9 protein-coding genes are annotated in these 19,559 nt (G+C 47.2%); 4 read left to right on the top strand and 5 right to left on the bottom strand.

Annotated elements, in window-relative coordinates; translation table 11 throughout:
* Positions 1 to 141 precede the first annotated feature (141 nt).
* Entirely contained in the window at positions 142 to 1,590 is a 1,449-nt protein-coding gene (locus NXH67_RS03130) for a hypothetical protein (protein ID WP_272796341.1), read from the bottom strand.
* Between the two features lie 23 nt (positions 1,591 to 1,613).
* Positions 1,614 to 2,984: a hypothetical protein gene (locus NXH67_RS03125; RefSeq protein ID WP_272796340.1), complete on the bottom strand. Its 1,371-nt coding sequence runs from the start codon at positions 2,982 to 2,984 to the stop codon at positions 1,614 to 1,616.
* 220 nt (positions 2,985 to 3,204) lie between these two features.
* Here NXH67_RS03125 and NXH67_RS03120 point away from each other — a divergent pair, with 220 nt between their 5' ends.
* From NXH67_RS03120 to NXH67_RS03110, 3 genes are all read left to right on the top strand, one after another.
* Positions 3,205 to 4,590 (top strand): hypothetical protein, encoded by a 1,386-nt coding sequence (locus NXH67_RS03120; RefSeq protein ID WP_272796339.1) that lies wholly within the window; start codon positions 3,205 to 3,207, stop codon positions 4,588 to 4,590.
* 103 nt (positions 4,591 to 4,693) lie between these two features.
* On the top strand, positions 4,694 to 5,089 hold the full coding sequence (locus tag NXH67_RS03115; protein ID WP_022779962.1) for a hypothetical protein: 396 nt from the start codon (positions 4,694 to 4,696) through the stop codon (positions 5,087 to 5,089).
* 235 nt (positions 5,090 to 5,324) lie between these two features.
* Positions 5,325 to 8,429 (top strand): lectin like domain-containing protein, encoded by a 3,105-nt coding sequence (locus NXH67_RS03110; protein WP_272796337.1) that lies wholly within the window; start codon positions 5,325 to 5,327, stop codon positions 8,427 to 8,429.
* A 124-nt stretch (positions 8,430 to 8,553) separates the two neighbouring features.
* Here the strand turns inward: NXH67_RS03110 and NXH67_RS03105 are convergent, their stop codons facing one another.
* Positions 8,554 to 16,119 (bottom strand): leucine-rich repeat protein, encoded by a 7,566-nt coding sequence (locus tag NXH67_RS03105; RefSeq protein ID WP_272796336.1) that lies wholly within the window; start codon positions 16,117 to 16,119, stop codon positions 8,554 to 8,556.
* Between the two features lie 323 nt (positions 16,120 to 16,442).
* On the opposite strand from NXH67_RS03105, the gene NXH67_RS03100 reads away from it, so the two are divergent.
* The gene (locus tag NXH67_RS03100; RefSeq protein WP_272796335.1) at positions 16,443 to 17,483 is read left to right on the top strand and encodes an AAA family ATPase; all 1,041 of its coding nucleotides are present in this window, start codon (positions 16,443 to 16,445) and stop codon (positions 17,481 to 17,483) included.
* Between the two features lie 198 nt (positions 17,484 to 17,681).
* Here the strand turns inward: NXH67_RS03100 and NXH67_RS03095 are convergent, their stop codons facing one another.
* Both NXH67_RS03095 and NXH67_RS03090 read right to left on the bottom strand, forming a co-directional pair.
* The gene (locus NXH67_RS03095) at positions 17,682 to 17,942 is read right to left on the bottom strand and encodes a hypothetical protein (RefSeq protein WP_272796334.1); all 261 of its coding nucleotides are present in this window, start codon (positions 17,940 to 17,942) and stop codon (positions 17,682 to 17,684) included.
* Positions 17,923 to 19,227 carry a hypothetical protein gene (locus NXH67_RS03090; protein WP_272796333.1) on the bottom strand — a complete coding sequence of 435 codons (1,305 nt, stop codon included), beginning with the start codon at positions 19,225 to 19,227 and terminating at the stop codon, positions 17,923 to 17,925. Before NXH67_RS03090 ends, NXH67_RS03095 begins: the two co-directional genes overlap by 20 nt.
* Positions 19,228 to 19,559 lie beyond the last annotated feature (332 nt).

Genomic DNA, 19,559 nt, shown 5'->3' with positions numbered 1-19,559 from the left:
CCAAACAAATATGAGGAATTAGCAATTTACGCAGTAAATTAGCGGTTTCCGAATATTTGTAGAATTGCGAGAATGACGATAGTCATGGAGCAATTCGTATATCATATGGTGTCAAAAGATACTTTTGACACCTACATCATATTACTCGTTGATCCAGCCATAGCTTCTAACTGAGAACCACTCCGGAACCGTATCGTCGCTATCGGTATAGCCAAAGACCACATCATACAGGTTGTTGGCCTGCTTTCTGTCCTTGCCGGTCTGATCGAAGGGGATCTTGTAGCTCTTGGTGTTATCATAGAAGTCGTAATTATCTATTCCGTTCTTTTTCATAAAAGCAAGAAGCTCTTTTTGCGTAACATCGTTCTTAAGACCGCAGGGCAGCTCCATATTTGCATCGGTTCCATAGACAGTAACCTCGGTGACTATGGTATTTTTCAGCATGCAGGCTTTATCATCGAAATTGCCGACGGTGACATATATTCTCTCTTTTCCTCTTTCCAGAGCGATAGAATACTCAAGGCCTGCGCCGCACACACTACTTTCGTCATACTCATGCTTCCAGCCATTGTCAGTCAGAACCTTAAGCGGAACGGGAACGCTGTAAACAACACCGTCAAGCCGGAAATTACCGGACAAAGGATCATCCCCGAGACTCTCCGGAGCCTGATATTTGGCGAGATAGGCAGGGGTTTCATCACTCACCTCAGCCTCATCGAGATCCTCCGGCTCAGTTTCTGTCGCTATGGAATAGTAATCCAGAGTTCCGTCATCTGCAATATTGACATACACCATGTCATCATCTGTGTAGTAATCGTCATAGGTTGATCCATAGAAAAACAGACAATCATCAGTGACGTAATCAGGCTCTCCCCAGGCTTTTTTAACATCTTCCGCAGTTCCCGTAGGAAAAACTATGTCTCCGCCATGAGCGGTAACAGATACTCCCATTTCATCTGCCCTGTCTGCATAGAATGTGATCCTGGTAACATAACACTCATCGGCAGTCTTGGAATCTAAGCTGTAATTGGTTATATAGACATATGCGTCAGCCCTGGTTCCCGGGTAGCGAAGTTCACAACTTATATATTCCTTGCTTCCAAGAACCTCCGAGTCTTCTCCATCCGGAAAGGTCCATCCGTCCTCCAGAAAGTCGCTGACCTTCTGAGGAAGCTGATAAGTTGTATCTCCCACTGTTATGGCAAAAAAGTTCATCGGATCAGGCTCCGTACTTACATGCGCTGAATCCTTGGTCTTCCCGGGTTTTTTCGCCTCGTCTGTATCCTCAGCATTCCCGAACAGCCCTTCATCGGGCTCCACAGACTGCAGATTAAGCTCCGGCACTTCCTCTGCCTGTTCTGCGCTCTCAGAGACCTCTGTCTCCTCTTTTGCCTCGCCCAGAACTTCAGGAAGAGCTGCGCTCTCTACAGTTTCGTATTTAGCCTTGGCACCCGCGTCCTTAGCAGTATCCTTATCTCCGAAGAACCTTGCTGACAGCACCACCAGTCCTCCCCAGGACAAGGCTCCCAAAAGAAGGAATGCCGCAACTGCTATAATCAATATCTTTTTTGTTCCGTTTTGTTGATCCATTTCTTTTTTCCTCCAAATATATCTTAGTCTGCAAGCCAGCCATAATTCTTCATGGTAACTTCAAACATTTTGCCATCAGAAAAGACAAAAGTCATACCACTTTCGAAAAGATGCCTCTCGGTCTCGGACTGATCATAAGGAAGAAAATAAGAATCTCTGCTCTCGTCGTAGTCGTAATTGGTAATATTGTGTTCCTTCAAATAGGCTTCAAATTCATCCTTTGTTGTATCTGTGCTAAGGCCCCCGGGGAACTCCATCTTAACATCGAAGGTGTGGAAATCGATGTCGGTAACCATAGTGTTCTTCAGAAGACATGCCTTATCATCGAAGTTGCCCACGGTGGCATAAATAACCAGCTCGCCCTTGGTGAGAATAATAAGGGCCCCCTGACCTGCACCAATCACAGTGTCTTCATCGTAGTCATACTTCCATTTGTTATCCGTAAAAGTCTGAAGCGGACAGGGAAGATTATGTATCACCTTGCTGACCATGAAATTACCGGAAAAAAGATCGTCCCCAAGTTCTGCAGGCGCCTCATATCTGCCCAAATATTCCGGGGCTTCGGTGTTTACCTCACCATCTTCAATACCATCCGGTTTCATTACGTTTTTTACAATGATGCTGTTAACAATTCCTTCATCAGAGAAGTCGAATTCCACATATTCCTCCAGGGAATCAAGCTCATGATTCTCCTGTCCGTAGTAATAATAGGTACTCTCTCCCTCGGTTTCATCCGGCTCTCCGTACTTACTCTTAACATCTGCGACTGTGCTGCTGCCCATGACGATGTTCCCATCGCAAACAGTAGTAAGTCCCATGTCTTCGACCTGTCTTTCTTCGGCCTCTATTGCCACAACATAACAATCCTTGAGCTGCTGCTCATTGAGGCTGAAGTTCTTGATGGACACAGTTATATGACCATAACTACTTTCGGGAGTATAGAAGAAGAATATAGTCTGCTGATCGCCACTAAGCGTATCGGAAGGCTTATCATCGCCCATGAAGGTCCATCCGTCCTCAAGAAAATCACTGACCTTCTGCGGCAACTGATAGCTGTAATTTCCCATTGAAATTGCATAAAAATCTGACGTATCCACTTCCTTGCGGTTCGCTGAAGGAGTAAGACCCTCGCTCTCCTCCTCAGATTCCGTCAGCTTATCTGCCTCCTCCTTGGTCTCATCGGTATCCGTCTCCTCTTTTACCTCTCCCAATACTTCAGGAAGAGACGCGCTCTCTATCGCTTGGTATTTAGCGTAGACATCCTCGTCCTTATCCTGATGCCCCTTGGCCATAAGCCCTGTTATGAAATGCACACTGAATACCCATCCTGCAACACCAAGGATAAGCACTGTCGCGATCACCGCAACGATGATCGGTCCCCTGCTCTTATTCATATTAAATTTACCTCCAACAACCCATATTTTTTATGGAAAAAACCAAAAGAAATGTACCATCTAACCGACAGAAATTCAAGAATTACAGACATTGTTTCACAGAAGATTCATAGATTAAAAAATTGGGGTCAGACCCCAATCACAGAATGTTCACAATTTACTCTTGTACTCCAAATCAATATCCCTTAAAATATCCCGAGTGAAAAACGAGGTATAACATATGTCCAGTAGATATGACAAAATAGTAAAAAAAGGAGGCGGCGGCTTCTTCGGAAAATTTATGGCCACGGTGGCCTTTCTCGGCTGGTCGGCACTAGGCTTTATAGCGTCGTTCATTGTGTGCATGTTCATCGAGAGCCTACTTCCGAGTAAGCACATGAGCGACCTTGCGGTGACGCTGATAATGCTCCCCATGTCCATCGCTCCCATGATATGGATGATGCTTCCTGTCAAAAAACCTGTTAAAAAAGAGAAGCTCCCTGCGGAAGCCAAGGCTCAGGCAAGGCGAGCAAAACGCAGACGCATATTCGCGCGTATCCGCAAAAAAGCCGGCGAAGTCACAACCCGCATGCCTTACTTTGGCAGCATGTTCAGCCGCTCCCAGATCCTTGATAGCATTAAAAAAGAGAATTTCCACCCCTACACTGCCCCCGACGGCAGTAAAAGAGGCTTTGTCCGCGTCAGCGAATCCGATAAATGGGTCATGATCCTTGGCCGCTACATCCCTGTGGATCTGATCTACGGCTACAACAAAGAGGAGAACGTTCTCTATACCATTGACGGCAATTCCATCCAGCTCCCGGCTCTTGCCAGGTCCTACCATATTGCAGCGGACATCGAGAGCTTTTTTGAGGAAAGAGGCATGTACTACAAGGAAGCGCCCGCCTACACCGCCAGGAACTTTAGATCTGTCATCGCCAAACACGGTAACGACCTAAGCACCGCAGACTGGGGCCGCGTCCGCTATCAGTGGGAAAAAAATATCGCAAGAAGCGCTCACCCTGACACCGTCGTCAAAAACGGCAAATTCAAGGCGGCCATCGAAAAAAATCAGATCAACCCCGAGATCTACGAAAGGGTCCTGTCCGACTCAGAGCTACATATCATGTACAATGCCGCTCTTTGCAACAACGTTCCCCTTGAACAGATCACAGATTTCGCTTCCTACATGAATGAATTCTGCGTCTGCAACGGCGTGAAGGTCCTGGAGATGCTTAAGTATCCCAAGAACAGCGCAGGCATTGACTTTCTCTTCGAGTGCCTCGGCGACCTTGACGAAGCCTACTTTAGCCTCGCAGTCACCGTCCTCTCCAAATTCCCCCGTGACATCCTCACGCAGGAGATTGAGAAGAGAGCCCGGCTCTACCACGAAGCCGAGGATGCCCTTCGCCTGGCTGGAATATTGTTCTTGGCAAAAGAGATTAAGTATGACATTAAGTATGTAGAGGCGGTTAAGAGCGGCGTGGAGACCACCTCAGGGTTAAGCATAGACTCAAACATAGCACCATCTTCAATAACCGGAGCAATAGAAACCACCGAGGATGGCCTTGCCAAGTTCGTTGCAGTAAGCACCGGCGCACCAATAGCCTTTGAAACTGAGAACTAATTAATTATAAGTTTTTAACGCATATTTATGCACGAAAATATGGTATAATATAAGAATACACTACCTAATTAGCAGCCTGTATCCCGGGCAGAAAAGGAGCGCTATGACACCTTTACCAGATTTGCAGGAACTCGAAAGACATATAGAAGCCAACGCCCTTGGATATGCCGCCTCCCAGGGAGTGCCGGTGGAGCATTGCATTGCCAACCGCACCGTTGAGATGTGGTGCCAGATGTGGCCCGACGAATCCGCAGGCGCCGCCCACACAGCCGCCGAGAGAGGCAAAGCTGTTATGACGGAAGGCTATTTCACCATCTTCCACTACAAATTCTACGACCCCCGCACCCAGAACAGCTACGAACTCTACAGCTGCACCTATGGCAACAACCCCGACGACGGCTTCCTTGCCATGAAAGAGGAGATGGACGAAGGCTTCTACGAAGCTTGGAAAAATCACGACGTCATGCCCCTGTGGCAGGTCCTCGAAATATATCAGTGAACTCACTCCCCCAAGCACCCATGCTTTGGGGGTATTTTTTGCCCCCACATATTTAATTTCAAATCCCGCCGCCAACCTGAAATAAAGTCTCCAAAAAGGCCATTCTTTACAGTGTTTTAATGATTTCTACAGGGAAAAGAAATAACCCTTTGATAACATATCTTCAGTATGTGGCCTTCAATTTTTTACTTTAAACGGAGTTAATCTAAAAAGTTGTAAGAGAGGTAAAAGAGCTATGAAAAAGCAGTTCCTTGCTATGATCTTGAGCGCAGTAATGATGTTTTCCGGTGCAGGCACAGCACTTGCCACGGACGGCGGAGCATATGTCCTTACGGAAAACAGTGAATTAGAAGAAATCTACACTTCTGATGTAATTTCATCCGGTTCAGAAACTCAGTCTAATATTGTAGACGAAAATAGCTCTGAGCCTCTCGAAGAAGGCATCACAATATCTCTCGAAGATGCTCCCGGCGCCCTTTCAGAGGAAGCAGAAAAAGACTCCCTCGCAGACGCCACAACCGAAGACTCCCTCTTAGAAGAAGACTCCCTCTTAGAAGAAGACTCCCTCTTAGAAGAAGACTCCCTCTCAGACGCCTCAGATGACGGAGCCTACGAACAAGACACCCTCCTCGAAGACGCCGAAGAAGACACCCGCACCTTCTCCACCGGTCTCTCCCTCGACGGCATCACCACCAACATCATCCGCGGCGACACAGCAGATGACGCCGCTTTCCTTGCCACCTATCCCTCATCCTACAGAACCGCAGACCTCCCGCCCCTTCGCGACCAGAACCCCTACGGCACCTGCTGGTCCTTCGCTTCCCTCGCCCTCGCAGAGATCAACCTTATGAAAAAAGGCATCTACACCGAGCCCGATCTCTCCGAGCTTCACCTTGCCTATTTCACCTTCAACTCCGTCGTTGACCCCCTAGGCGGAACAGAAGGCGACTATATATCCTACGGTAACAACGTCCTTAACTACGGCGGCAATTTCGAGATGGCCTTCCAGACCCTGGCCAAATGGACAGGCGCAGCATCCGAAACCACCGTCCCCTACAAACAGGCTGACAAGCTCAGAACCTCCGGCCTGTCCGCTTCCCTTGCCTACAACGACTACGCTCATCTAAAAAGCGCCTACATAGCCGAGATCGACATGGACAGCTTCCGCTCCTCCAAGGACATCTCCGCCCTCGCCCCCATCAAGCAGATGGTCACCGATTATGGCGCCGCAGGCATGTGTTTCGGAGCAATCGACAACATGTCCGGCGCCGTCAGCACCAACGTCTACAGCAAAAAACATAAGAGCTACTACAACTCTACCCCCATCGACGCCAACCACGCCGTTGTCATCGTAGGCTGGGACGACGATTTTTCAGGAAATAACTTTGCCAAAAAAGCTCCCGGCGACGGAGCCTTCCTCATCAGAAACAGCTGGACCACCACCGGCAGCCCCGACAATCTCGACTACGCCGGCTACTTTTGGATGTCCTACTACGAGCCCAGCATCATCGACACCTTCTACGCCCTCGAGGCAGCCCCCGCCGATAATTATGACAACAACTACCAGTACGACGGCAACAACGCAGGTGCCTTCACCTCAGTTGCCAAAGGAGCCAACGTCTTCACCGCCCACTCCGGAAGTGACGACGAGACCCTCCGCGCCGTCACCTTCTACTCACTGGCCGATTCCACCAGCTACACCGTCGAGATCTACCGCGACGTAATCGATACCCCCGCATCCGGAACCCTCGTATCCTCAGCCACAACCACAGGCGTAACGCCCTTTGCAGGATACATTAACGTTCCCCTTGCCTCCCCCGTGCCCCTCACCCAGGGTCACAAATTCGCCGTTGTCGTAACCCTCGGCAGCGACTCCCTCATGGCTGATGCCAGCTACAAGCAAGGAAGCTACCTCTGCGCCTCCGCCTCAGACGGAGAGAGCTACTACGCTGTCGGATCCCACTGGTACCCCCTCCCCGACAACTTCCGCATCAAAGCCTTTACAAACAATTCTTCGGCAAAAAACAGCGCCGAGGAAGCCCATAATATCGACGACCCGAATAACTCAGATTCAGATAAAGAAACCTCCGACCAAAATTCTTCCGACACCGAAGAATCCGGCGAAAACGACATAGAAGACGCTGCCATCGACTGGGGCGACATCACCGACGAGTCCGTCAGGGAGCAGTTTGACAACGATCCGGCAAATATCCCCCAGACCACCTGGTACGTCATAGACAGCGACGTAGTCCGCCCCTCCGACTCCTCGCACCTTAGCTACTCCGCCTGCTATACCGGCTCCAAAATAACCTTTGACCGCGACATCGCAGTCTACAGCGGCACCGCCAGACTTACTCAGGGCAAGGATTACACCATCTCCTACTCCCAGAACGTCAAGGCCAGCGCCCCCGCAGGCACCACCCCCAGCTTCACAGTTAAGACCAAGGGGCAAAACAAGACCTCCCGCACCTTCTACTTCACCATAGACCAGGTGCCCATTTCCCGCGCCGTTGTCACCACTGAGACCGTGATCCCCGTATCCAAGGGCAGCAAAAAACTAAGCTCCATCAAGCCTAAGCTCACCTACGGCTCCAAGACACTGAAACTCGGCACCGACTATCACCTTGAATACAATGGCCTCCAGGGCATCATCGACGACCCTTCCAAGGTTATATTAAATGACCTTGATGCCAACTACACCATCAGCATCGTCGCTTACGATGAAGGTAACTTCATGGGCACCCACGGGCAGACCATATCCGTCCTCATCGTTAACCCCAAGGAGATAATCCCCGCCTCCAAGTTCACCGTTGGAGACTCTAATCGCAAAGCCCTCAAATTCAGCTACTGCGACATCGTTTGCGACACCACTCCTATGGACCTCTTCACCTCAGGCCGCGCCTTCGTCTACTACAACAAAGAGGCCCTTGAACCCGGCACAGACTACGACGTCCTTGAAGTCGAGGATAACTACTCCACCGTCGGCACCCACAGGATCCGCATCGTAGGCCTTGGCGGCGAGCGAGGCTTCACCGGCTCCAAGACAGTGACCTTCAAAGTCCTGCCCTACAACATCAAGAACGACTCAGACAGCCGCCTTGAGATCAAAGTCCCTGCCGCTCAGTATAATAAAAAAGGCTCCACCCCTCCCGTCACTGTAACCTTCCTGGGCCCCGATGGTGAGAAGACAGAGCTTACCCAGGGCGTAGACTACACCCTCTCTTATAAGAACAACAAAAAAGTGGCAGCCGCCGGCACCTCCAAATCCCCCACCGTCATCATCAAGGGAAAAGGGCGCTTTTCCGGCACCGCCACCAAACAATTCAGCATATATGAATGATCACTCTTCTCTCCATAAACTTTCGTAAGCAGCAAAAGTGTCAGGCCTTCCGGCCTGACACTTTCCCATGTCTACCTCACTCTATATACTTTCGGGTAACCATTTCACTCATCTACGATGAATTTCATTTCTTTACCCTAAATCCATTAACACTTCTCGCTGCGATTTTAAACTTCCCGCTCGCACTTCCCACAGCGCCGTCACCGTTACCCGTCACAACAACCGTCGCACTGCCGCACTTCACGTTATTAACATAAGTCACAGCATAAGCACTTGCATCAACCTCTTCCCAGCTCTTGCCCTTCTTCACAAGAACTCTGATCTCCGGCTCGATTCGTCCGCCCGTGTACGCCTGAGTGGGAACCGCAACATCTTTTCCCTTGGCGTCCTTATCCTTGCTGACAATCTTAGCCTTCGACAGGTTGATCACCGTATCATCGGCCCTGACAACCTTGTAACTTGCAAATATCCTCTGGCCCTGATAGTTACCCTTACCGGTTATAACCACAATGATCTCTCTCGACTTCTCGCCCTCCGCAAACTCCGTCTTCAGCTTATTCTTAGCCGTTATCTCCTTGCTGTCGGAATACTCACCGTCGTAGTACTGAACCGTGTAGTCCCCTGCTGACAGGAGCGAACTTCCAACCATAACCATCGGCGCCGACAGATACTTGCCGGGCTTCGTATATATCTTGTCCTCGCAGACCGCAGTCGCCTTGGCAAAAGAAGCAGCCTTGATAGCAAAAGTCTGATTCTTGATTGCCGCATGACCCTTGTAATTACCAAGGAATGTCACCGTGTACTTACCCGTTCCAACCTTCTTGTTGCCTGAATAAGTAACCTTGTAGTCCACATTCTCACACAGCACCCCTGTAATCTCACTCGCCACAACAACTGCAGGCTTAGCCCCTGCTGCCGTGTAGTAAACAGTCGCCTCAGGATTCTTAAGCTCTGCCGTGATCTTACTCTTTTTATCCGGAGCAATGGCAAAAGTCTTCGTCACAGTCCCCAGGTACTCGCCCATGCCCGTTATTACAACCTTGGCTGTACCTGCATTCACATTGGCAAAATAGTCCAGCTCGAAGTCCACACCGTATCGAAGCGGAGTCTTGGAAGCTCCCGCCGTAACTGTCAGCTCACCCTTAACGCCATCTTCTGTAACAGTAACGCCATGACACTCACCGTCATAGGTCTTCTTGTTAGCCTTCAACGTAGCCTTGATCGTCAGCTTCTTAACCTCAGCCGCAGTGAGGACCTTAACAGGAATTCCCTTCAGCGTTCCGGTAAAGTTCCCCTTACCGATCACATCAACCGTCGTATCCTTCTTGATAACACCTGTATCACTCAGCGTATAGTCCGAAGCCTTCAGCTGATAATCACCGTACATCAGCGAGGTCGCAGCCTTCTTGCCACTCTGAATCCTGATCTTCTCAGGAACTACCAGCAGGTCTCTACTCCTTAATTCATTCAGATCCGCCTTCAGGATATAGTACTCCAGAACAAACTTCCCTGAATAATCACCTTTACCCGTAACCGTCACAGTTGCAGGCTTCTTCTCACTTACATTTACATTGTTACTGTAGGAAACCGTATAATCAACGCCCTCGCGAAGCACGCCCTTATAACCGGTAACCACTACCGCAGGCTTAACCTCGCTTCCTGTATAAACAGTCTCATAATGACCGCTCACACTGTTGCAAGCAAGCCCCTCATAAGGATCCGTCTCATCTTTGGCAAAACTTACCTCGAACGCCTCTTCCTTCTCTTCCTCAGAAGGCTCCGGGGTAGGCTCCTCGTAAAGGTCTTCCTCTTCCTTCACAGCCTCTTTTCCAACCTTCACAAGTGTAGAGTTGTTCATCAGATAGAACTCCTCGGCATCGCCCGTAACTTCCACTGTAAGAGTCTGCATCTTCGTGTCAGTGTACTCCTCAGCGAAACTCATCAGCTGTCCTGCCTTGGCAACTCCCGTCTTGGTCATGATAACCGCGCCGGCCTCATCCTTAACAGTCATAGTCATGTTGGAGTCCACAATACCCTTGTTCTCCACCAGAACCTCCAGAATCGGCACCTCTGTGCTGTCATCATAGCTTGCATGAACGCCCAGATCCGCCTTCACAAGTCCCAGCGTCTTACTGTTATTGCCGGCATCCGCATCGCCGTCAGTTGTCACACTTACAATGAACTCTCCGCCCTCCGACAGATCCTTAGGTATGTCAAAAGAGTACTCGTAAGCCTCACACTCACCCGGCATCAGATCAATATCCAGCGCTCCGCTTGCAATCTCTGTTCCGCCGTAAGTTACAGATACACTGGCCTTCTTAGCCCTCTTAGTTCCGTTGTTCTTGATATAGAGATCGGTGTACAGCTCTGCGCCTTCATACACATCAGAGGTATTAAAATCTGTGTCCTCAAGCTCGATATCGTTAATCCTTGTGTTCTCCAGAATCTTAATCGTTGAGAAAATCTCAATATCAGCCGTACTCTCAACCGTTGCTTCATTGCACAGATAACAGATCTTGTCACCCATTACCGAGAAGGCATCAATATAGTCCTCACCATGTGTCAAAAGAGTAGTTCCCCACTCTCCGTCGTCAAATGTAGCAACCGCAAGATTCCTGTTCTCATCGCCATTGCACAGGAAATATACGTCATCTCCGTTTGCAACAAACCTTGAATCCCTGTTCATCGTGCCTTCAGACAGCACCTGCTCAAACGCACTTCCGTTAAAATAGTACAATCCGCCGCCTATATTGGCTGCAAGCTCCTTTCCTCCATTCTCTGATGAAGGAATTGTTGTGTAAGCTATGCTTGATACACCTGCAACCTCCACAGAAGTCTGCGAATCTCCAAGCCTTACATACAAACTCTGCTCATCTGTTGACAGATCGTTATCTTTATCAACCACATAAGCAACCTTCAGTCCGCCTTCCTCTGCAGCTTCGATATCAAGACCTGTTACCGCATTAAGCTTGTCAATATTTCCAAGCTTCTCCCAGCTTCCCTCGACGTACTTCCATCTGCTGATGGTATTATTGCCGGAGAGTCCAAACAGTACACTGTCCTTGTTCTCTACATATACAAGCTCAAGTCCCGCATCTGTCACAGCAAGCTTAGGAATATAGGTATAGCTTGCAGCATTTACATCCTGAGGAGTTCCAAGATCATCGAACTTACCGCTTTCAGGATTGTACTTAGCCACATGAACCTTGAAGGATGTTGCATAGCCTTTGAGGTCAAGACCCGCATCCTTGCTATAGATCTTGTTGGAATCAAGCCATGCCACATAGATATCCTTGCCGTCACAGTATACTTCCGGCTCATAATCCGCTGTTCCATCGTCCAGAACAGCATTTGCAGCGCTAAATGTTCCTGTCTCCTTGTCATACATGCTGTATACCAGCTTAGTCTGATTCAGGAGTTCTCGATCCTTGTCATCTGCAACATACAGCATCATAGTTGCATCATCGGAAACCGCAAACGCAGGCTTAGCCGCATTATATACGTCAGATACCACAGTTCCGTCAGGCGCTGCCTTAGCGTACTGTATTCCCTCTGTAGCTGCCAGAGCAGTTATATTGAACTGATCTATATAATCTTCTCCGTTTTCTGCTACTGCGTTAAATGAACCCTTCTTTTTATCATGCTTAACACGCTTGTAGTCTTGATAAATATAGTACGGTTCATCACTGTTATCCACCAGCGTCAGCGTTAGCGGTATTTTAGCAAAATATCCTCTAAGTCCGGCCTCTCCTGACAGTGACCATTCTTTAAGACCCTTTGGCGCTTTGGGATCCTTAGTCAAAAGAGTTATCTTAGTCGTAGAAGTTCCTTTACCATAAACACCTACAGACAGATAATCTGACAATCCCACTCCTACATATGGTTCCAAGCCAAACTCAATTGCAAGAGAAATATCTCCGTACCACTGAGCCTGAGTATAGTCATAGGTGACACTAGCTATAAGCTTACCTGATGCTGATACTGAAATGCTAATAGTTATAGGCACCTCAGCATAGAACTGCTTTCGGAAGGTTTCGGAAGCACTAAGCCCCACAATCACAGTGCCTCTCACCTGGTCTATTCCGTCTCTCCATTCAGCTTCCATATATCCGGCAAAGACAAAGTTCACCTTTCCGGAAACTCCGGGAATCTTGGTGTTTCCAAACTTTCTCGCCTGAGCTCTTTGAATCTTATCCCAATTCTTTGTGGTTAATTCCCCGGTGTCTTTAAGATCATCTACAAAATTTTCGAATTCTTTAGCAAAAGAATCTGCTTTCTCATGCTTCATGGCGCCGCCATTTTCAGTTGATTTTCCTGATAACAGCTCGCTCTTAACATTAAGTCCGATCTTGATATAACCATCTTCCAGGACATAATTGATCGGGAAATCTGTCGGGAATCCCAATGTAAAGTCTCTATGTCCATACAGAGGCGTATCATCACCGGTACTTATCTTTGCTTCGTCTCCTCCAAATGAGAAAGACTTGATTCTGTAACTTGTATTTGCAACTTGAATATCACAGGTTCCAATAAGTCCTTTGTCACTGTATGCCAGGATCGTGGTCTTACCCACCTTGTGACTCTTAACGATTCCGTTATTATCAACCTCAGCAATCTCAGGATGAGTACTGGTCCAGGTTACAATCTTATTGGCAGGATCCCTCGGATAGATCATATAGCTGATCTTCTTAGTAGCATCCAGGTCCAGAATGATTGATGACGGATACAGAACAACTCTTGGAGTAGTCTCGTCATCAGACGTCATATACTCCTTCGTCGCCCTCTTCAGCGTATCGTTATAAGAACGAATTGTAATCTGCTTGAAATCCTCTTCCGTTCCCGCATACTTAACCGTCTTAAGCCCCACGTTGTAGAAAGCATAGCTCTCAACAAACGTAAGCGTGATCGGGAGCTTGATCACCTTCAGCTTGCTGCATCCACTGAAAGCATATCCGCGAATCGTGGTATACCCCTCAGGAATCTCAATCTCCTCAATAGCCGTACATCCTGAGAGCATCCTGTAAGGCACCTCTGTCAGCGATTTCGGCAGCTTAACAGATGCCAGATTCTTACAATCAGAAAAAGCGCCGGTTCCCACCTCATATATCGTATCCGGGATCTCCACCTTCTTGATTGCAGTTCCGGAGAAAGCATAAGAGCCGATTGTCTGCAGCTTCTTGCCAATCTTAAGAGAAGTCAGACCTGTTTTTTCAAAAGCACTCGCAGAAATCTCAGAGACACTCGCAGGAATGCTCACACTTGTCAGATTCTTACATCCGGAAAAAGCATACTTACCAATGCAATAGGTTTCTGAAGAAAACTTTACACTTGTCAGCGCCTCACAGTCTTTGCAGACATAATTTGGAATATCCCCAATGCCCTCAGGGAAACTGATACTTGTAAGTTTCGTGCACCTCTCAAAAACATGCTCTCCCATACTGTATACCGCTGCCGGAATACTCATGGAAGTTATAGCGCTCCCCGCAAAGGCATAATCTTCGATAAAATAAGCATTATCACCAAGCCTTATGCTGCCTATCTTGGAATCCTTGAAGCACTCCTTCGGAATCTCCGTCACTCCGTCAGTAATAGTCAATGAGCTGGCTTCGCATTCGGAAAAAGCTGCTCTTCCAAGCGTAGTAACTCCTGACGGAATAGATACACCATCCTTGAACTTACATCCAAGATACGCCTCTTCGGGAATCATTGTGATCTTGCTGGGAATATTGCAAATAGTCAGATCGCAGTTCTTGAAGGCAGCCAGGCCAATTTTCTTAACCCCATCAGGAATAGTAAGCTCCGGGTTATAATACCCATCACCTGCACCTTCAAAGGCAGAATTCCCGATGAGCTCTACCGTATCAGGAATCACCACTTCCTTAAGCCAATAGTCTCCGGAACATGCATTACCAACAATGTACGTGGTACCCTCAGGAAAAACGATCTTTTCCGCACATGCAAAGGCACCATAGCCAATGCTTGCGTCATATCCATATATATAAAAATCCTCACCAGACATTCCATGATCGAAACCCTTAGGAAAATACACAGTTCCAATTATTACACCATTGAATGCATCTGCCCCGATATAGCTCATATACTCAGGAAAATACACATATTCCCAGCGAAAATTGCAATTCTTAAAAGCGCCATCTCCAATATAGCCCAGATGTTCAAATCTCTTCTTGTCATTACTGTAATCGGCTGTCTGATCTTCATTACCCAGAACATTAATAAGCTCTCCGCAGTTTGCAAAAGCTTCTTTTCCAATACTACAAATATCGTAAGGAAGATATACACTCCTCAGTTTCCACATACCTTTGCACAAAAAATCCGGTATATCTTGGGTTGCACTATCAAAAACGATTTCTTCCACATACAGACTGGAGAACGGCCCCTCTACATTATCGCCTGAATAGTCATAATATCCCCCATATTCATTCATGAGGAGCTTACGAAGATCAACAGGCATGGTAAGAGACTTTATCCTGGTGCCATCAAATATTAACGAATCAAAATGCTCCAGCTCTCGAGGCAGCACAAAGCTTACCTCCGCTGAGGGTTCATAATATTCCCACTCAGGATGATCATTATAAGGCCCCCAGCCACCGAATGCGCACCTACCGATATTGCGAAGTTTGCCCGGCATGACGACAGTATCACTGGTGTAATAGTTATATTCTCCTGATCTGCCGGCATTATGCATAGCAGTACATCCGTAGAATGCCCATTCTCCGATGGTGGTTATACTATCTCCCCATGTCAGCTCCCTAAGGCCTGTACATCCGTAAAAAGCATAGACACCAATCTCCTCCAGACTCTTCGGAAAATTCATATGATCTATTCGAACATTCCCGTACAATGCATAATCCGGAATCTTTTTTGTTCCCTCAGCGAACTGTACTTCATAGATATTACATACAAAGGCATCCTTACCTATATGTAAAATAGTGGAAGGTATCTGAATTCCAAATATATCCGTATTCTCAAATGCCCTCTCACCAATATCTGTAAGTCCCTCAGGAAGCACTACAGTAAAAGGCTCCCCGTTATAATCCGCAGTTTCATAATTCCCTGCCCATGTGCAGTTACTGAAAGACTCAACGCCTATTGATGTAACGCCGCTTGGCACCATTATCTTGCCAAAGGTCTTCTCATAGAACGCCCTGTCTCCAATCGCCGTAACAGGATACTCATCCATCTCACTCGGAATAACAATAATCGCGTCACTTCCGACATACCCCGTAACTACCGCACCGCCATCTCTAACCACATACTCGTAGTCTCCGCAGCTCTGTACATTCGTATAAGTCTCCGGCACCGCAGGCACATATCCATTTTCATATTGATTTTCTACATACGATACTTTCCTAGATGAAGCCTCTTCATGTGCCGGCACTTCTTCAAGTGCTGTCACCTCTTCAGACACAGGCTCCTCAGATGAAATGTCTTCAGACGAAATGCCTTCAGACGAAAGCTCTTCCTCAGACGAAAGCTCTTCCTCAGACGAAAGCTCTTCTTCAAACGAATCTTCCGCCTCAAATGAAGCAGCTTCCTCAGTAGAACTACCCGAAGCCGACTCTCTCACCGGCTCAGACGCCAACGACTCCACAGGAACCGAAGTCATCGCAAACATGGCAACCAGCATAGCGCTGATCGCCCTCTTTCCCACTCTTCTTATTCTTCTCATCTCTCTCTCCCGTCAACTACACAATTTTCATACCGATAGTTTTCGAGATAATTATGAACGCTTTTCCCCCACACTTCAATAATTAATACACAACGCTCCCGGACCGCACACGTGTCTGGCCCCGGCCTGACACTTCCCCAAGTCTTCCTCACATCATACCCTCCCGGGTAGCCATATGAAACCACGCTGGATTTCATTTTATAATGAATCATGATAATTTATGACAATTTATGAACAGCCACTTGAATTATGACAATTTATGAATGTATAATATATTTATGATGAAATATGACAATTTATGAAAATTTATGAAAGGCCATCTCATGAAAAAAGACAACCCCTTCACCTTAACCTTCGGCAAACGTCCCGCCGAATACATATCAAGATTTGAAGCCACCGAGACCATCGTCTCCACCTTCACCGCAGACAATCCCATCAGCCAGACCTACCTCATCGAAGGTATCAGAGGCAGCGGCAAAACTGTTCTGATGACAGCCGTCACCGCCGAACTTGAACAGGATGACAGCTACATTATCATTGACCTTAACTCAACACAGAATCTCCTGGACGATCTGGCCATGAGACTTGTAGACTCCTGCAGTAAATTTCCCGACATAATGAAGCAAGGCTTCAACATTTCAATTGCCGGTTTTGGTGTTGGCGTTGGCGGTAAGGAAGATCTTCAGGACAGCATAAGCATAATTGAGAAAATACTTGTCTCCCTGAAGAAGAAAAATAAGAAAATAATCATAACCATAGACGAAGTCCAGCCCGATGAGAACATGCGCCGCTTCGCCAGCCAGTTCCAGATATTCATCAGAAAAGACTATCCTCTCTTTCTCCTTATGACAGGACTCTATGAGAATATCTACGTGGTACAGAACGATCCGGCACTTACCTTCCTTCTCAGAGCCCCAAAGATTAAGCTTGACCCCCTGAGCCTTCAGCAGATAACCAAGCAATATATGAAAATATTTGACATTGACTTCGACACTGCCCTTAACCTTGCCAATATTACCAAAGGTTATGCCTTTGCATTTCAGGCACTTGGTCTCCTATATTATGAGTACCGTGAAGAGATGCCTCTGCCTGACATCTTGAACAAACTCGACGATATGCTTGATGACTTCGTTTACAGAAAAATATGGGAATCACTGTCCGCGCAAGAGCGTGCAATAGTAAGAGCTATCTCCTCCGACGAAACGAAAGTTCAGGCTATTTGTAAAAAGACTTCAATAACCTCCGCCAGTTTCTCCCAGTACAGAGAGCGGCTCATAAAAAGAGGTATCATCCTATCACCCAGGCATGGTTATGTTTCTTTAGCACTGCCCAGATTTAATGTCATTTCCAAATTTTATGAATAAAAAACCGGGGTGCCAGCTTCCCATGTCTGACACCCCATCCATTCCTCAATCATCCTCACATCATACCCTTCCGGGTAGCCATTACCATTTCCTTCTTCTCTCCATAACCTCCCGGGTAACCACACGTGTCTGGCCCCGGCCTGACACTTCCCCAAGTCTTCCTCACTTCATACCCTCCCGGGTAACCACTTCCTCCATTTACTCTCCCGCCATAAACCTAACCTTCGACACAACCTCCGACACCTCGAAATACACCGAGCCGTCCTCTCTCTCCCTCTTATTCTTCTCCCAGAAGCTAATGCAGTAAGTACTGTCAGGATAAATAGTATTCTCCCACAGGCACTTTCTAGGTGTCACATAGATCACCTCATCATTAAGCCCCTTAAAAGTAAGCTCCTCATTTCCCTCGCTTACAAACTTGCACAATACATGTCCTGCCTTATAATTCGCTGTTTCCATCTTTCATTTTCCCTTCATCATAAATATCAGTTACATACAAAGACTTGATAATCGAATTTCCGTCGCTTGTCGTCTCATTGGGATCAAGAATATATCTCCTTCCCCAGGAAGAAACAATATATTTTCCATCATCGGTAACACCCGTAATAACCATTGCGTGGTCTCCGATGAGCTTTTTATTTATCTTAACGCCATTCTCATCATAGAGATTAAATTCTCTTGCAGCAATAATCGGTGTCTTGCCATTTTCAAGCTCTTTCTTAATACTCGAAGGCGAAGCTCCCTTTACAGATGTCGCTGTATATGAATTAATTCCCCTATCCCTAAGATAACGATTCGTCTTGTTTATAGTCTCATCAGGCGTTGATCCCACTTCATCCTTGCGGTAAATTACATAATCCCTTTGGTTTCTCCTGGCATCTTCAGCCATAGCATCTCGTTCATCCAGAACTTTATTCCAGGCATCCCCAGTGACATTTCCATCGGAGTCAAAATAATCAATTCCATATCTCTTTTTGAATTCATCCGGATTATGTCTGTAATAATTGTAGATAGAATCAGAAAGAGCGTTTAATCCCTGTTGATCATCAGGACCTATGTAAAATTTATCCTTAGTCGACAGGAAATAATCCATAGCCAGCATCTCATAATTAAGTTCCCCTTTCTTGTTGTACATGGGGAAACCAAACGCCTTTTCGAACTCCTCCTGCCTTCCTTCGAATTCAGCAAAAATCATGTTCGTTTCAGCAACCAGGCCGCATCCATTATCAGCAAAAGTATCTAAAAGAGCCTCGATCTCTTCATTCGTCATATCCGCATATCCCGGATGCTGTCGAATAAAATCATACAGATCACAGTCTTTTCCCCATCTGAGAAACCACCATTCATGAACATCATTACGGTTCTTAAAAGCATCCTGATTGCCGCCGTACTGCCCCTTATCATCATAGAGATCTGACTGTCCATCCCAAGCTCCGTTGTCATCGTGGATATCGTACCCGTCTCCGCCTGAGCCATTCATATTTCCCATAATATTCGACTCAGCCCCGGTATACTCCGCCACGATCCTCGTCAACGCATCACCCAGCTTACTTAATGCATTCGACTCCTCCATCGTCTGGTTCGCCAGCACCTCCAGCGACGGCTTCACCTCTTCAAGGCTACCGTCAAGCTCTCCCATAATGGAAGTGATCTCTCCCGAGTACTGCCTCAGCTTATCTCCCGACCCAATCAGCACATTACCGTATGGCCTCACACTATCCGGCTTTATACTAAAAACACTCATTCAACACTAACCTTCCTCATTCCATAACCTCACGGGTATCCACACGTGTCTGGCCTTGGCCTGACACTTCCCCAAATCTACCTCACTTCATATACTTCCGGGTAACCACAGTGTCCTCCTGTGTCTGGCCCCGGCCTGACACTTCCCCAGGTCTACCTCACTTCATATACTTCCGGGTAACCTAATAAAATTATGATATACGAATTGCTCCATGACTATCGTCATTCTCGCAATTCTACAAATATTCGGAAACCGCTAATTTACTGCGTAAATTGCTAATTCCTCATATTTGTTTGGGCCATAAAGTCAAAATGCTTAACATGCCAGCATGT

The organism is Butyrivibrio sp. DSM 10294 (assembly GCF_028539135.1).
Lineage (GTDB): Bacteria > Bacillota > Clostridia > Lachnospirales > Lachnospiraceae > Butyrivibrio.
This window is presented reverse-complemented; position numbering and strand designations above follow the sequence as displayed.

Bases quoted from the DNA above. Each gene is read 5' to 3' on its own strand.
- NXH67_RS03130 (WP_272796341.1), bottom strand. From the start codon at position 1,590: ATGGATCAACAAAACGGAACAAAAAAGATATTGATTATAGCAGTTGCG.
- NXH67_RS03125 (WP_272796340.1), bottom strand. From the start codon at position 2,984: ATGAATAAGAGCAGGGGACCGATCATCGTTGCGGTGATCGCGACAGTG.
- NXH67_RS03120 (WP_272796339.1), top strand. From the start codon at position 3,205: ATGTCCAGTAGATATGACAAAATAGTAAAAAAAGGAGGCGGCGGCTTC.
- NXH67_RS03115 (WP_022779962.1), top strand. From the start codon at position 4,694: ATGACACCTTTACCAGATTTGCAGGAACTCGAAAGACATATAGAAGCC.
- NXH67_RS03110 (WP_272796337.1), top strand. From the start codon at position 5,325: ATGAAAAAGCAGTTCCTTGCTATGATCTTGAGCGCAGTAATGATGTTT.
- NXH67_RS03105 (WP_272796336.1), bottom strand. From the start codon at position 16,119: ATGAGAAGAATAAGAAGAGTGGGAAAGAGGGCGATCAGCGCTATGCTG.
- NXH67_RS03100 (WP_272796335.1), top strand. From the start codon at position 16,443: ATGAAAAAAGACAACCCCTTCACCTTAACCTTCGGCAAACGTCCCGCC.
- NXH67_RS03095 (WP_272796334.1), bottom strand. From the start codon at position 17,942: ATGGAAACAGCGAATTATAAGGCAGGACATGTATTGTGCAAGTTTGTA.
- NXH67_RS03090 (WP_272796333.1), bottom strand. From the start codon at position 19,227: ATGAGTGTTTTTAGTATAAAGCCGGATAGTGTGAGGCCATACGGTAAT.